This is a genomic window from Pseudomonas sp. 5.2 (genome assembly GCF_059025405.1).
In genome coordinates this window covers 428,387-440,951 of sequence record NZ_JBYBHH010000002.1, presented here as the reverse complement: position 1 = coordinate 440,951, position 12,565 = coordinate 428,387, and the positions used below count along the sequence as shown (strand labels likewise).

The following is a 12,565-nucleotide window of genomic DNA, read 5'->3' as shown; positions in this document are numbered from 1 at the left end:
GGCCTGTGCCGGCCTCTTCGCGGGTAAACCCGCTCCCACAGGTACTGCACAGCTTTGGAAGTCTCTGCGGGTCCGTGGGAGCGGGTTTACCCGCGAAGAGGCCGGCACAGGCTATCAACAAAGCTTGTGATCGCCGCGCACCCTGAGTAACGTGGCCAGCTCTTTTGCAACGATCGCCGGAGCCCGCCCCATGCGCCTCACCCCCTCCCTGCTGCTCGCCGCCATGCTGCCCCTGTTCGCCGGCTGCCAGCTCATGGCTGCCACGCCGACCGACCCGAACATCGGCACCACGCGCATGCAGGGCGAACTGAGCGCCGCCGGGGGCCAGTTGCTGTTCAAACCCTGTAATGAAAGCCGCCGTTTCGTGATCAACGACGCCGCCAGCACTGGCATCCTGCAGGAAGCCGCCAACCTCGCCAAGGATGCTGGCGACAAGCTGTTCGCCGACGTGCGCGGCCGCCTGACCGGCAGCAAGCAGGCCAACACCGACGGCCAGCTCGACGTCCGCCGCCTGTACCGCCTGGAGCCCTCGACCCGGGCCTGTGAAGACCCCAACTTCAAACAACTGACCTTGCGTGCCAACGGCCACGAACCCGACTGGGACATCAAAGCCAGCGGCAAAGGCATGGTCGTCAGCCGCGTAGGCCAGGCGCCGCTGCCCCTGCCGTTCCTGGAAGAAGAAGTACCCGGTGGCGGCCTGACCTTGACCAGCGAAGCCAACGGCCAGCACGTGGAGCTTTGGGTCGCCCCGCAACGCTGCGTGGACAGCGCGACCGGGGCAGTTCGTCACTTGCGCGCCGAGCTGCGCATCGATGGCAAGACGCTGCAAGGCTGCGGTTACTACGGTGGTGCACGCGACAACTGATCGCCGGGCGCTTTTATCCTGCCAGTCAGGGCGGCGAACAGCTTATACTTGGCGGTTTGTGTAAAGCCGCCGGCCGCCCATGGCCGGGATACTGGACCCTGCCATGCTACGAATCACCGAACTGAAGCTGCCCCTGGACCACCCTGACGAAGCCCTGCGCGAAGCCATCGTCCAGCGCCTGGGCATCCGCGATGAGCAATTGCTCAGCTTCAACCTGTTCAAGCGCAGCTACGACGCACGCAAGAAAAACAGCGAACTGCTGTTCATCTACACCATCGACCTCGAAGCCAGCAACGAAGCCGAGCTGCTTCGCACATTCGAAGACGATCGCAACATCGGCGTCGCGCCTGACGTTACCTACAAGTACGTCGGCCACGCCCCTGCCGAGGTCGAGCAACGCCCGATCGTGGTCGGCTTCGGCCCCTGCGGCATCTTTGCCGGCCTGTTGCTGGCGCAGATGGGCTTCAAGCCGATCATCCTCGAGCGCGGCAAAGAAGTGCGCCAGCGCACCAAGGACACCTGGGGCCTGTGGCGCAAAAGCGTGCTCAACCCGGAGTCCAACGTGCAGTTCGGCGAAGGCGGTGCCGGGACGTTCTCCGACGGCAAGCTGTACAGCCAGATCAAGGACCCGCTGCACCACGGCCGCAAGGTGCTGGAAGAGTTCGTCAAGGCCGGTGCGCCCGATGAGATTCTCTACATCAACAAGCCGCACATCGGTACCTTCCGCCTGACCGGTATGGTCGAGCAGATGCGTCAGGACATCATCGCCCTGGGCGGCGAAGTGCGCTTCCAGGAGAAAGTCACCGACCTGCTGACCGATGATGGGCAACTGACCGGCGTGGTATTGGAAAGCGGCGAGCAGCTGCATTCGCGCCATGTGGTCCTGGCCCTGGGCCACAGTGCCCGCGACACGTTCCGCATGCTGCACGCCAAGGGCGTGTTCATGGAGGCCAAGCCCTTCTCGGTCGGCTTCCGTATCGAGCACCCGCAAACGCTGATCGACAAGGCGCGCCTGGGCAAGTACGCCGGCCACCCGAAGCTTGGCGCCGCCGACTACAAACTGGTGTATCACGCCAAGAACGGCCGTTCGGTGTACAGCTTCTGCATGTGCCCAGGCGGCACCGTGGTCGCGGCCACCAGCGAGCCTGGCCGCGTCGTTACCAACGGCATGAGCCAGTACTCGCGTAACGAACGCAATGCCAACTCCGGCATCGTCGTCGGCATCGACCCGGAACGCGACTACCCGGGTGGCCCGTTGGCCGGTATCGAGCTGCAGGAGCGCCTGGAAGCCCACGCCTACGTGATGGGTGGCAGCAACTACCAGGCACCGGCGCAGTTGGTTGGCGACTTCGTGGCCGGCAGGCCGTCCACGGCCCTGGGCAGTGTCGAACCGTCTTATAAACCGGGCGTGACCCTGGGCGACCTGGCGCCGAGCTTGCCGGACTTCGCCATCGAGGCGATCCGCGAAGCACTGCCGGCATTCGATCGGCAGATCAAGGGCTACAACCTGCACGATGCTGTACTGACCGGCATCGAGACGCGCACGTCTTCGCCGCTGCGCATTACCCGGGGTGAAGACTTCCAGAGCCTGAACCTGAAGGGGCTGTTCCCAGCAGGCGAAGGTGCGGGTTATGCGGGCGGTATTCTGTCCGCTGGCGTCGATGGCATTCGCATTGCCGAGGCGGTGGCGCGGGATATGCTCGGGCTGAACGCATAAGGCCCGCCTCTGGTAGGAGCAGCCTTGCGCTGCGAAGAGGCCGGTGGCAGCACATAGAGCTTCGCTGCTTTCACCGGCCTCTTCGCAGCGCAAGGCTGCTCCTACACGGAATCCAGTCTGCGGGGCTCTGCAGTGCCAGAAAAGCCTGCAGAGATAATCGGATTTCCCCTACCCACGCATTCCGCAACACCGTCTAGGCTTGCCACAGCCCAGGCAGCAATAACATATAACAAAAACGAATATAGTTTTTGTTTTAAAGCATATCGCCACAGGCTAGGGTGTACGCCCGTTCCATCCTTAATCTCTCAGGGAGAGCCCATAGCCCGTGCGTAGCCTCTTCACCCGATTCTTTCAGCTCGAAGCTGCCAGCGGTCTGCTGCTGATCGCCGCGGCCGTTCTTGCGCTGGTCATCAACAACTCACCTTTGTCCTACCTGTACAACGGCCTGCTCGACGTCCCGGTGGCGGTCAAAGTTGGCGCGCTGGAAATCGCCAAGCCCTTGCTGCTGTGGATCAACGACGGCCTGATGGCGCTGTTCTTCCTGCTCATCGGCCTGGAGGTCAAGCGCGAGGTGGTCGACGGCCACCTCTCCAAGCCCTCGCAGATAGTCCTGCCCGCTACCGCTGCGGTGGGTGGCATGGTGATACCAGCACTGATCTACTGGTTCATCAACCGCGACGACCCGGCTGCGGTCGCCGGCTGGGCCATCCCCACCGCCACCGACATTGCCTTCGCCCTGGGCGTGCTGGCACTGCTGGGCAAGCGGGTACCGGTCTCGCTGAAGCTGTTCCTGATGACCCTGGCGATCATCGATGACCTGGGCGCGATCATTGTCATTGCCCTGTTCTATTCGGGCACCTTGTCGAGCGTCTCGCTGTTGCTGGCCGGCGCCTGCCTGGTAGCGCTGCTGGCCATGAACCGGCTTGGCGTGGTCAAACTCGGGCCCTACCTGATCATCGGCCTGGTGCTTTGGGTGTGCGTGCTCAAGAGCGGTGTTCACGCCACGCTGGCGGGTGTCGCCCTGGCGCTGTGCATCCCACTGCGCACCCGCAACGCCGAAACGTCGCCGCTGCTGTCCCTGGAGCATGCCCTGCACCCTTGGGTTGCCTACGCCATTCTGCCGCTGTTCGCCTTCGCCAACGCCGGTGTTTCGCTGGCAGGCATGAACCTGGACAGCTTCACTCATCCAGTACCGCTGGGTATCACTGTCGGCTTGCTGTTGGGTAAGACGGTAGGGGTCTTCGGCCTGACCTGGGTTGCGATCAAACTTGGCATGGCCGCGTTGCCGGCAGGCGCAAACTGGGGGCAATTGCTGGGGGTGGCGATCCTCTGTGGCATCGGCTTCACCATGAGCTTGTTCGTGGGCTCGCTGGCATTCGTGCCAGGCAGTAGCGATTATGCGGGCATGGACCGCATGGGCATCCTTACGGGCTCGTTCTTCGCCGCGGTCATCGGCTATGCCGTCACTGCGATGGCTAGCCGCAAACCCCTCGCAAGCTAAAAAAAGTGGCATTAAAAAACCCCGACTGGCATGGCCATGTCGGGGTTTTTTATTGTTGCGCTATAACCGGGTCAAGGCTCAGTGCGAGACGCGGCTGGTACCGTCGACGGTCATGATGCGAACACGGTCGCCAACCCGGAAAATCTCGTTTTCCTGAACGGCCTGCACATAGGCACGCATGCTGCCGTCATCTTCACGCACGGTGATTTCAACACCCTGGGTGCGAGTGATGCCTTCCTCGGCGGCAGAACCTGCCAGGCCACCGGCCACTGCACCAATTACGGCCGCAACGATGCTGCCGCGGCCACCACCGACTGCACTGCCGGCAACGCCACCGACAATGGCGCCAGCGCCACCGCCGATTGGGGTCTTGGTGCCTTCGATCTTGACCGGACGGAGGGATTCGATGGTACCCATACGCACTGTCTGCACGCGACGGGCCTCATCACGGGAGTAGCTATCGCCGGTCAGGCTCGAGGCACAGCCCCCCAGCAACAGCGACATGGTGGTAAAGGTCGCCACCAGCAAAGCGGATTTACGCATAGGTAAAATCTCCAAAAGTCATCGGTGTCCATTAGACGCTGCGCGTTGACGGCTGTCACGACGCAGACGCAATAAAATTGTTTTCATTCAGCCTGGGTACAGCCTGCATGGACTGTATCGTGGGGCCTTTCAAGTGAGACCAAGGATAGCCATGGATTACTTCATCGTCGTGGTGACAACTGTCGCAGGGCTGTACTTCCATGGGTGGCTGTATGTGCGCATGCGCCGCTGGATGGACCGCGACCTGGCGCTATCGCTGGCCGGGAAGGATGCGCAGAAGCGTGACTACATGTTGCAGCGGCTGGAGCAGGCACGCAGAGAGAAGGTCAAGCGCAAGGCGCTGGCGAGTTGGTTGGCACGTGAGGCCGAGGCTTATCCCGGCGTAGCGGAATAAACACCTGGGGCCGCAAGCGGCCCCAGGGTTTTCAAGGCGCCAGCCGCTCTCGCAGCCATTGCCCATCGACCAGGCGGTAATTCAACCGGTCATGCAGGCGGCTCGCCCGCCCCTGCCAGAACTCGATACGCTCAGGCAACAGACGGTACCCTCCCCAGTGCTCGGGGCAATGCGGCTGATTGTCACAGAACCGCGCCTCGGTCGCCTTTACCAGCGCTTCCAACGCTTCGCGGCCGGTTATTACCTGGCTTTGCGGCGAGGCCCAAGCCCCCAGGCGGCTGCCCAGCGGTCGCACCTGGTAGTAGTCGTCCGACTCCTTGGCCGTGACCTTTTCCACACGCCCTTCGATACGTACCTGGCGCTCCAGCGCCGGCCAGAAGAACGTCATGGCGGCGAAAGGGTTGGCCTGCAGTTGCTGGCCCTTGGCACTTTCGTAGTTGGTGAAGAAGGTAAAACCACGGTCATCGAGCCCCTTGAGCAGCAAGACGCGGCAATGGGGCCGGCCCTCGCCATCGACCGTGGCGAGGGTCAAGGCGTTGGCCTCGACCGGGGGTTGTTCAGTCTTCACCGCATCGGCGAACCACTGGTGGAACAAAGCGAACGGCTCCCCCGGGGCCTGGGCTTCTGCCAGGCCATCACGGGTGTAGTCGCGGCGCATATCGGCCAGGGTTTGAGTCATGGCTGCGTTTCCTTGACGATCAGTTGGTCTTCGCAGGGCTGTTGGCGGCTACTTTCTTGTCGGTGGTCGCCTTCTTGGCAGCGGGCTTGGCCGGCGCGGCTTTGCTTTTTGCAGCCGTCTTGGCGGGTGCCTTGGCCTTGGCGACAGGCTTTTTCGCGGCCGGTTTGGCAGCGGCCTTGGCAGCCGGTTTGGTGCTGACGGCCTTGGCGGCAGGTGCCTTGGCATCTTGCACTGCGACCATCGACGCTGGGGTCGGTGCCGGCGCGGCCTGTTGGTACTTGGCCAGCAGCGCGAGCATGGTGTTCTGTGGCGTCAGCAGCAATTCCACACGGCGGTTCAGTGCACGGCCTTCGGCGCTGTCGTTGGCGGCGCGCGGCATGACCGACCCCATCCCCTTCAGGCTCAGGCGATCACGTTGCAGGCCGCTGAGGCGGAAAATCGCCGACACCGAGGCGGCGCGCTCCAGGCTGAGTTTCTGGTTAGCCGCTGCAACACCGCTGCTGTCGGCATGGCCCAGCACCAACACGGCGGTCTTGGAATCGCCCTCGACGGTCTTGGCCACACGGGTGATCGGGCCCAGGGTCATCGGCAGCAGCATGTTCGGGCGATCAGGGTTGTAGGAGCTGTCCACCGGAATGGTCACCGCCAGCACGTTGTCACGGCGCTCCAGTTCCAGCTTGCTGTCCTTGATGGCTTCACGCAGCTTGGGCTCGTATTCGTCCAACCAGGCTTGGGTGGCTTTCTGGTCGATCTTCGGTACAACAGGCCCTTTGGCCGTGTCGTCGCCGCCAAACGGCCACCACCAGCGGCTTGCGCTTTCGGACTTGGCATCGGCCTTGGCGACCTTTTCGGTGACGGCTTGCTTCACTTCCTGCTCGGCAACCTGGTCCGACCCAAAAGGCCACCAGTTGAAACCACTGTCCTTCGCGGCGTCCGGGGAGTGGCTGGCGCAGCCGGTGACGGCGGTCAGGCACAGGGCGAGTGCTAAGGTTTTATGTGAAGACATCAGCGATACACCATGAAATAGAAGGAAATTTTGCCAACGCACTTAACGCGTAGACATTGAGGATAGTCAAAGGGGTCAGCCAATACCCGCATTACCCGATCAAAGGCAACTGGCAAGGACGCGGACCAACTTCTGGGCTCTTGGGTCCATGAGCACATACGGGCCAAGGGTATTGACCACAAAACCGAATGCCACATCGTGCTCCGGGTCGGCGAAACCTACCGAGCCGCCCGCGCCGGGATGCCCGAACGCACGGGCACCGAGGCCAAAGGTGGCATTGGCCACCTCGGGCTGGTCAAGCATGCAGCCCAGGCCGAAACGGGTCTGGGTCAGCAAGGTGCGATCCTGGCCGATACTGTGCTCGCGGGTGAGTTCGTCGAGCAGCTCGGACTCGAGCAGGCTGCCATCGAGCAGCCCGGCATAGAAGCCTGCCAGGCTGCGGGCATTACCGTGGCCATTGGCCGCCGGTTGCTGCATGCGCCGCCACTCGGGCTTGTTGGTACTGGTGAGAATCGCTGGCGGGTTGGTGAACGCACGGGTCGACAGCGCCTCGGGCTCACGCATGGTCACCTGCAGCAAGCGCTGGGCCGCGGCATCGCCGGGGTTACCTTTGCCGCGTGCGATATGCGCCACGCGGTAAAACGCTTCATCCGCCAGGCCGACATGGAAGTCCAGCCCCAATGGCCGGGCCGTACGGGCCACGATCGAATCGCCGGGGCCACGGCCGTCTGCACGGCGGATCAGCTCCCCGATCAGCCAGCCATAAGTGATGGCGGCGTAGCCGTGTTCGGTGCCAGGCGCCCACCACGGGGTTTCGGCGGCCAAGGCATCGACCATCGCCTGCCAGTCATACAACGCCTCGGCAGGCAGCAACTCACGGATGGCCGGCAGGCCAGCGCGATGGCTGAGCAACTGGCGCAGGGTGATGGACTGCTTGCCGGCCTGAGCGAATTCGGGCCAGTAACGCGCGACAGGAACATCCAGCGCCAATTTGCCCTCGCCTACCAGTTGCAAGGCGGTGACGGCGGTGAATGTCTTGGTGCAGGAGAACAGGTTGGCGATGGTGTCGCTGTGCCAGGCCTGCTGCCCGTCCTTGTCGCTGCTGCCCGCCCACAGGTCGATCACGGTCTCGCCGCCCACCTGGATGCACAGCGCCGCGCCACGCTCCTGGGGATCATCGAACAACTCGGCGAAGGCTTCACGCACCGCCTCGAACTTCAGCTCATAGTGACCCTGGATCTGCACCCACTGTTCTCCGTACGACCTTCTGAAAATGGCGTGCATTGTTTCAGTAGTTGGCGGTTTTGCAAACTGGCTTAGGCTGGGTGGTCGCAGGTAAAGGGGCCGTTTGACGGGCCCGATGGCTCACGGCTGCGGCTTGACCAACTGCGCGCGCAACTGACCAATGGCCTGCTGGTTGTTTTTACGCACCGCCTCGACGAACCCTGAGTAGGGCACATCGGTGATGGCCACCAGCCCCAGGTGCCCGTTCTCACCATCGAGCAGCCGCCCACTGGCCGGTTGGTCCAGGTACTGGAACCAATGCGCACCGACGATCATCGGCTGCGCCAACGCGGCCTTGAGGAAGTTGCCATAGGCCGGCCCACGGTCTTCTTCACGCGCCACCTCCAACGGCCCCGGCCAGAACGGCCCACGGTCGCGGGAGCCGAACTGGAACTCGGACACCAGCACCGGCTTGTCCAGCTCGGCAAGGCGGGCGAAGTCGTAACCGTCCTCAGGCTTGAGGGTATAGAAGTTGAAACTCAGCACGTCGCAGAACTCCGCGCAGGCCTTCACCGCTTCTGGCGTGCTCACCGCATAGCGGCCGCCGAGCAGCAGGTGATTGGGCGCGTGCCACTTCAACGAATCGGCGATGGTCTTGAAATAGGTCTCGGCGAACACCTGCTGGAAGTACTGGTAATCCCGCTCGATTTCCGGGTGCTCCGGGTTGGGCAAGGGGGCCTCGAAACCGGGGTCTTCCATCAGCTCCCAGGCCGACAGTTCAATCCCCCAAGCCTTGGACAGGCCCTCCTGGTTGCGGTATTTGTCCCGCAGTTGCTTGAGGAAGGCACGCTTGGCGGGCACGTCGGTGGTCAGGCGCAGTGTGCCGTAGGCCAGCCCGTAGCGGGCCTTGGGGTCATTGCCCGGGGCGGCCCAGGCCAGCTCGTTGTCAGCGAAGTAGCCGATCAGCCACGGGTCATCACGGTGGTCCCGGGCGGCAATGGCGACCGCGCGCTCGGTGGCCATGGCGAACCGAGGGTCGAAGGGGTCGGGCATGCTGCCCCACCAGTCCATGCCCGTACTGATGCTGGCGTAGTCACCGACAATCGACAGCGGCAAGGTGTAGGGCATGCGCTTGGCCTGGCCCAACGCCGAATCGCTCCAGTTACCCAGGGTATTGAAACCCCAGGCTTGCAGGCGATCGAGCGCGTGCGTCTGCCAGCGCGAGGCATCCAGCACCAATGGCGGGCACTCTACTGCAGGCTGCCCCTCAACGCTGGGCGGGCAAGGTTTGCCATAGGTGCGCTGGATATTGGCGGCATAGAAGTCGAACCATCGCCCCTGCTTGAAGTTGCGCCCTTGCGACGAGGCATTGCCGTCGTCGTTGTTACCCTTGCCATAGAACGCCGTCAGCGGATCATTATCGCCGGGCAGCGCCTTGAACATGCCGTCACGGCCTTCGACGTAGGTGCGCCCGCCATCCGCGGCTACGGCGTTGACACCCAGCGAGTAGAACGGGTGGCCATCCGGCGTTACCAGGTACCAGCGCCCATCACGCTTCTCGGTTCGGAAAAAGCCCTTGGCCTCGAACGCCGCCCCGTCCAGCAGCCCGCCATAGGTGTCCAGGGGCTGCTTGCCAAGCTCTGCCAGCCAGCCCTTGAGTTGCTGCTGTTCGCGCACATCGGCAGCCTTGAGCTGCTCGTCGCTGCCGATTTTTTCAGGCCATTGGCCACGCGTGGACTGGCCATAAGCATCGATCAGCTCGTGGTAGGCAGCTTTGTAGGCCTGGTCGTCATCCTGAATACCCACCTTCTCGATCAGCAGGCTCTGCGCCACCTTGGGGTTGGGGATCGTCAGGCTGACAGAGGCCACTTGCTTAAGGTCTACAGCGCCCGCGCTACTGGTCAGCAGCAGGCGCTGGCCGGCATACGTCCACGGCATTGGCGGGCCAGCGCGCATACCCTGGCTCAACGGCGAGGTGGCCGTGAGCGGCACCATCACTGTCTGGGCCGGCCCGGCTGGCAGGTCGATGCGGCTGGTCAGCGTGCGGCCATCAGTGCCCAGCACGGTGACATCCACAGTCAGCGCCCAATCCATGGCGCTTTGCAGGCGCAAGGTCAGGAACTGCCCGGCCGACCAGTCCCAGGCACCGCTTTGCGGGCTCAGGCGCAGGGTCGGCCGCTCGACCGGGTTGAACACCACACGCCGCAGCACCTCCCCCCCGGCCGTTTGCTCTGCGTTGTACTGCGGCATGCCGGCATCTTCGGTCACCACGTTGACCACCGAGGCCGGGCGCACGAAGCTGAACAGCGTCTGCTGCCCGGCCAGCAAGGGCGAGCTGAACAACAGGGCGAATACGACAGGCAGGGTACGGCGGACCATAGGGCTGGGGCTCTCCTTCAGGGCCCTCGTGAGCCCAAGACTGAGTGATGGACAACAAGCCGGAGCAGTGTGCTCCGGCCGTCAGGAAATCTCCCGCCGGAAGGGCGGCAGCGCATTGAGAATAGCCTTGCCGTAGCGCTGGGTGACCAAGCGCCGATCGAGCAAGGTGATGACGCCGCGATCCTGCTCGGTCCGCAGCAACCGGCCACAGGCCTGGATCAGCCGCAACGAGGCATCCGGCACGGCAATTTCCATGAACGGGTTGCCGCCGCGGGCTTCGATCCACTCGGCCAGGGCCGCCTCGACCGGGTCGTCGGGCACGGCGAAGGGGATCTTGGCGATCACCACATGCTCGCAATAGGCACCGGGCAAATCGACACCTTCGGCAAAGCTGGCCAGGCCGAACAACACGCTGTGCTGGCCGTCATCGACCCGCGCCTTGTGCTTGTTCAAGGTCTCCTGCTTGGACAGGTTGCCCTGGATCAGCACCAGCTTGCGCCAGTCCCGGTCCAGGCCGTCGAACACATCCTGCATCTGCTTGCGCGACGAGAACAGCACCAGCGCACCGCGGGCATCGTCGAGCATGTTGGGTAATTCGCGGATGATGGCGGCGGTGTGCGCCGCCGCATCACGTGGGTCGGCGCCCAGGTCGGGCACCCGCAGCAGGCCGGCATCGCCATGCACGAACGGGCTGGGGACCACGCAGGTAACGGCATCACGCGGCAGGCCCGAACGCATGCGGTAGCGGTCGAACTTGCCCAGGGCAGTGAGCGTGGCCGAGGTCACCAGCGCGCCGTGGGCGACACTCCACAGGCTGCGACGGAGCATTTCGGCGGCGAGAATGGGGCTGGCGTTGACTTCGATGTCGAACAACGCTCCACTTTCGGCCAGGGTCAGCCAACGCGCCATGGGCGGGCTGTCTTCGGGGTCTTCGGCGGTGAAGGCCGTCCACAGCTCCCAGTTGCCCTGTGCGCGGGTCACCAGGCTGCCGAACAGCGGGTACCATTCTTCGGCCTGGTGGCTGGCGATACCGATATTGACTTCACCGTCCATGCCTTCCTTCAGCAGGTCGGCCAGGCGAGTGAACAGGTCGTTGAGACGGGCGAAGCCCTTTTTCAGTTCGATGCCCACCTCGCGGATCTGCTCCGGCACCACGCCCCCTTCGAAGCGATAGCGCGGGCGTTCACGGCCCTCGGTGTCTTCACTGGGGCGGAAGTCCGCGACCTGTTCGCACAGGGTGAACATGAACTGCTGCTGGGTGCGGATCTCACGTGCCAGCTCCGGCACCTGTTCGATCAGTTTGCCCAGGTCACCCGGCAACGGGTGCTGAGCCAGCAGCTTGGTGAGGTTCTTGGCGGTCTGCTCCAGCCAGTCGGCCGTGGAGCGCAGGCGCGAGTAATGCGCGAAGTGGCCAATGGCTTTGTCTGGCAGGTGGTGGCCTTCGTCGAACACGTACATGGTGTCGCGTGGGTCGGGCAACACCGCGCCGCCCCCCAGGGCCAGGTCAGCCAGGACCATGTCATGGTTGGTGACGATCACGTCGACCTTGCCCATGCCCTCGCGCGCTTTATAGAACACGCACTGCTGGAAGTTCGGGCAGTGGCGGCCAGTGCATTGGCTGTGATCGGTCGTCAGGCGTGCCCAGTCCTGGTCTTCCAGGGCTTCGGACCAGCTGTCGCGGTCGCCGTCCCAGCGGTTGCCCGCCAGTTTCTCGATCATGCTGTTGAACAGTTTCTGGCTGCGCTCGTCGACTTCGATGTGGAAGCCTTCTTCCTCGAACAACTGCGCGGTGGCCGATTGTGCGTGGCCTTCTTGCAGCAGCACATCGAGCTTGGACAGGCACAGGTAGCGGCCGCGCCCCTTGGCCAGGGCGAAGCTGAAATTCAGCCCGCTGCTGCGCATCAGGTCGGGCAGGTCCTTGAAGACGATCTGCTCTTGCAGGGCGACGGTCGCGGTGGCGATGACCAGGCGCTTGCCGGCAGCCTTGGCGGCCGGGATCGCGGCCAGCGCATAGGCGACCGTCTTGCCGGTACCGGTACCCGCCTCGACGGCGACAACGGCAGGCTCGCCGGCACGGCGGCCTTCATCGTCGCAGGCGATGTCGCCGAGCACCTTGGCCACTTCGGCGATCATCAGGCGCTGGCCGTAGCGCGGCTTGAGGCTCTTGGCTTCGAGAAAACGCGAGTAGGCGCCCTGGATGGTGGCTTTGAGTTCGTTGCTGATCATGGTCTGCAGGCGCCCGGAGGGCTGGATATAT

10 protein-coding genes are annotated in these 12,565 nt (G+C 63.7%); 4 read left to right on the top strand and 6 right to left on the bottom strand.

Features of this window, described 5'->3' with window-relative positions; all coding sequences use genetic code 11:
- Window positions 1–190: 190 nt before the first annotated feature.
- The 3 genes from AC5PZ0_RS05670 (at window position 191) to nhaA (ending at window position 4,083) form a co-directional block, all read left to right on the top strand.
- The gene (locus AC5PZ0_RS05670) at window positions 191–865 is read left to right on the top strand and encodes a COG3650 family protein (protein ID WP_099430246.1); all 675 of its coding nucleotides are present in this window, start codon (window positions 191–193) and stop codon (window positions 863–865) included.
- Window positions 866–968: 103 nt separating this feature from the next.
- Entirely contained in the window at window positions 969–2,582 is a 1,614-nt protein-coding gene (locus tag AC5PZ0_RS05665) for an NAD(P)/FAD-dependent oxidoreductase (RefSeq protein WP_099430247.1), read from the top strand.
- Window positions 2,583–2,907: 325 nt separating this feature from the next.
- The gene (gene nhaA, locus AC5PZ0_RS05660; protein ID WP_099430248.1) at window positions 2,908–4,083 is read left to right on the top strand and encodes a Na+/H+ antiporter NhaA; all 1,176 of its coding nucleotides are present in this window, start codon (window positions 2,908–2,910) and stop codon (window positions 4,081–4,083) included.
- 78 nt (window positions 4,084–4,161) lie between these two features.
- On the opposite strand, the gene AC5PZ0_RS05655 is transcribed toward nhaA, so the two are convergent.
- Entirely contained in the window at window positions 4,162–4,626 is a 465-nt protein-coding gene (locus AC5PZ0_RS05655) for an outer membrane lipoprotein (RefSeq protein ID WP_027594232.1), read from the bottom strand.
- Window positions 4,627–4,777: 151 nt separating this feature from the next.
- Here AC5PZ0_RS05655 and AC5PZ0_RS05650 point away from each other — a divergent pair, with 151 nt between their 5' ends.
- Window positions 4,778–5,020 carry a hypothetical protein gene (locus AC5PZ0_RS05650; RefSeq protein WP_027594231.1) on the top strand — a complete coding sequence of 81 codons (243 nt, stop codon included), beginning with the start codon at window positions 4,778–4,780 and terminating at the stop codon, window positions 5,018–5,020.
- Window positions 5,021–5,051: 31 nt separating this feature from the next.
- Here the strand turns inward: AC5PZ0_RS05650 and pdxH are convergent, their stop codons facing one another.
- The 5 genes from pdxH to dinG form a co-directional block, all read right to left on the bottom strand.
- The gene (pdxH, locus tag AC5PZ0_RS05645; protein WP_493854511.1) at window positions 5,052–5,699 is read right to left on the bottom strand and encodes a pyridoxamine 5'-phosphate oxidase; all 648 of its coding nucleotides are present in this window, start codon (window positions 5,697–5,699) and stop codon (window positions 5,052–5,054) included.
- Window positions 5,700–5,718: 19 nt separating this feature from the next.
- Window positions 5,719–6,705 (bottom strand): OmpA family protein, encoded by a 987-nt coding sequence (locus AC5PZ0_RS05640; protein ID WP_265968785.1) that lies wholly within the window; start codon window positions 6,703–6,705, stop codon window positions 5,719–5,721.
- 99 nt (window positions 6,706–6,804) lie between these two features.
- A complete protein-coding gene (locus AC5PZ0_RS05635) occupies window positions 6,805–7,950 on the bottom strand; it encodes a serine hydrolase domain-containing protein (protein ID WP_493854510.1) in 1,146 nt (381 codons plus the stop codon).
- Window positions 7,951–8,070: 120 nt separating this feature from the next.
- Window positions 8,071–10,308 (bottom strand): beta-galactosidase, encoded by a 2,238-nt coding sequence (locus AC5PZ0_RS05630; RefSeq protein ID WP_493854509.1) that lies wholly within the window; start codon window positions 10,306–10,308, stop codon window positions 8,071–8,073.
- An 81-nt stretch (window positions 10,309–10,389) separates the two neighbouring features.
- Window positions 10,390–12,534 carry an ATP-dependent DNA helicase DinG gene (dinG, locus tag AC5PZ0_RS05625; protein ID WP_027594226.1) on the bottom strand — a complete coding sequence of 715 codons (2,145 nt, stop codon included), beginning with the start codon at window positions 12,532–12,534 and terminating at the stop codon, window positions 10,390–10,392.
- Window positions 12,535–12,565 lie beyond the last annotated feature (31 nt).

What these genes read in the sequence shown, in the direction of transcription:
- AC5PZ0_RS05670 (WP_099430246.1), top strand. Translation starts at nt 191, where the DNA reads ATGCGCCTCACCCCCTCCCTGCTGCTCGCCGCCATGCTGCCCCTGTTC.
- AC5PZ0_RS05665 (WP_099430247.1), top strand. Translation starts at nt 969, where the DNA reads ATGCTACGAATCACCGAACTGAAGCTGCCCCTGGACCACCCTGACGAA.
- AC5PZ0_RS05655 (WP_027594232.1), bottom strand. Translation starts at nt 4,626, where the DNA reads ATGCGTAAATCCGCTTTGCTGGTGGCGACCTTTACCACCATGTCGCTG.
- AC5PZ0_RS05650 (WP_027594231.1), top strand. Translation starts at nt 4,778, where the DNA reads ATGGATTACTTCATCGTCGTGGTGACAACTGTCGCAGGGCTGTACTTC.
- pdxH (WP_493854511.1), bottom strand. Translation starts at nt 5,699, where the DNA reads ATGACTCAAACCCTGGCCGATATGCGCCGCGACTACACCCGTGATGGC.
- AC5PZ0_RS05640 (WP_265968785.1), bottom strand. Translation starts at nt 6,705, where the DNA reads ATGTCTTCACATAAAACCTTAGCACTCGCCCTGTGCCTGACCGCCGTC.
- AC5PZ0_RS05630 (WP_493854509.1), bottom strand. Translation starts at nt 10,308, where the DNA reads ATGGTCCGCCGTACCCTGCCTGTCGTATTCGCCCTGTTGTTCAGCTCG.
- dinG (WP_027594226.1), bottom strand. Translation starts at nt 12,534, where the DNA reads ATGATCAGCAACGAACTCAAAGCCACCATCCAGGGCGCCTACTCGCGT.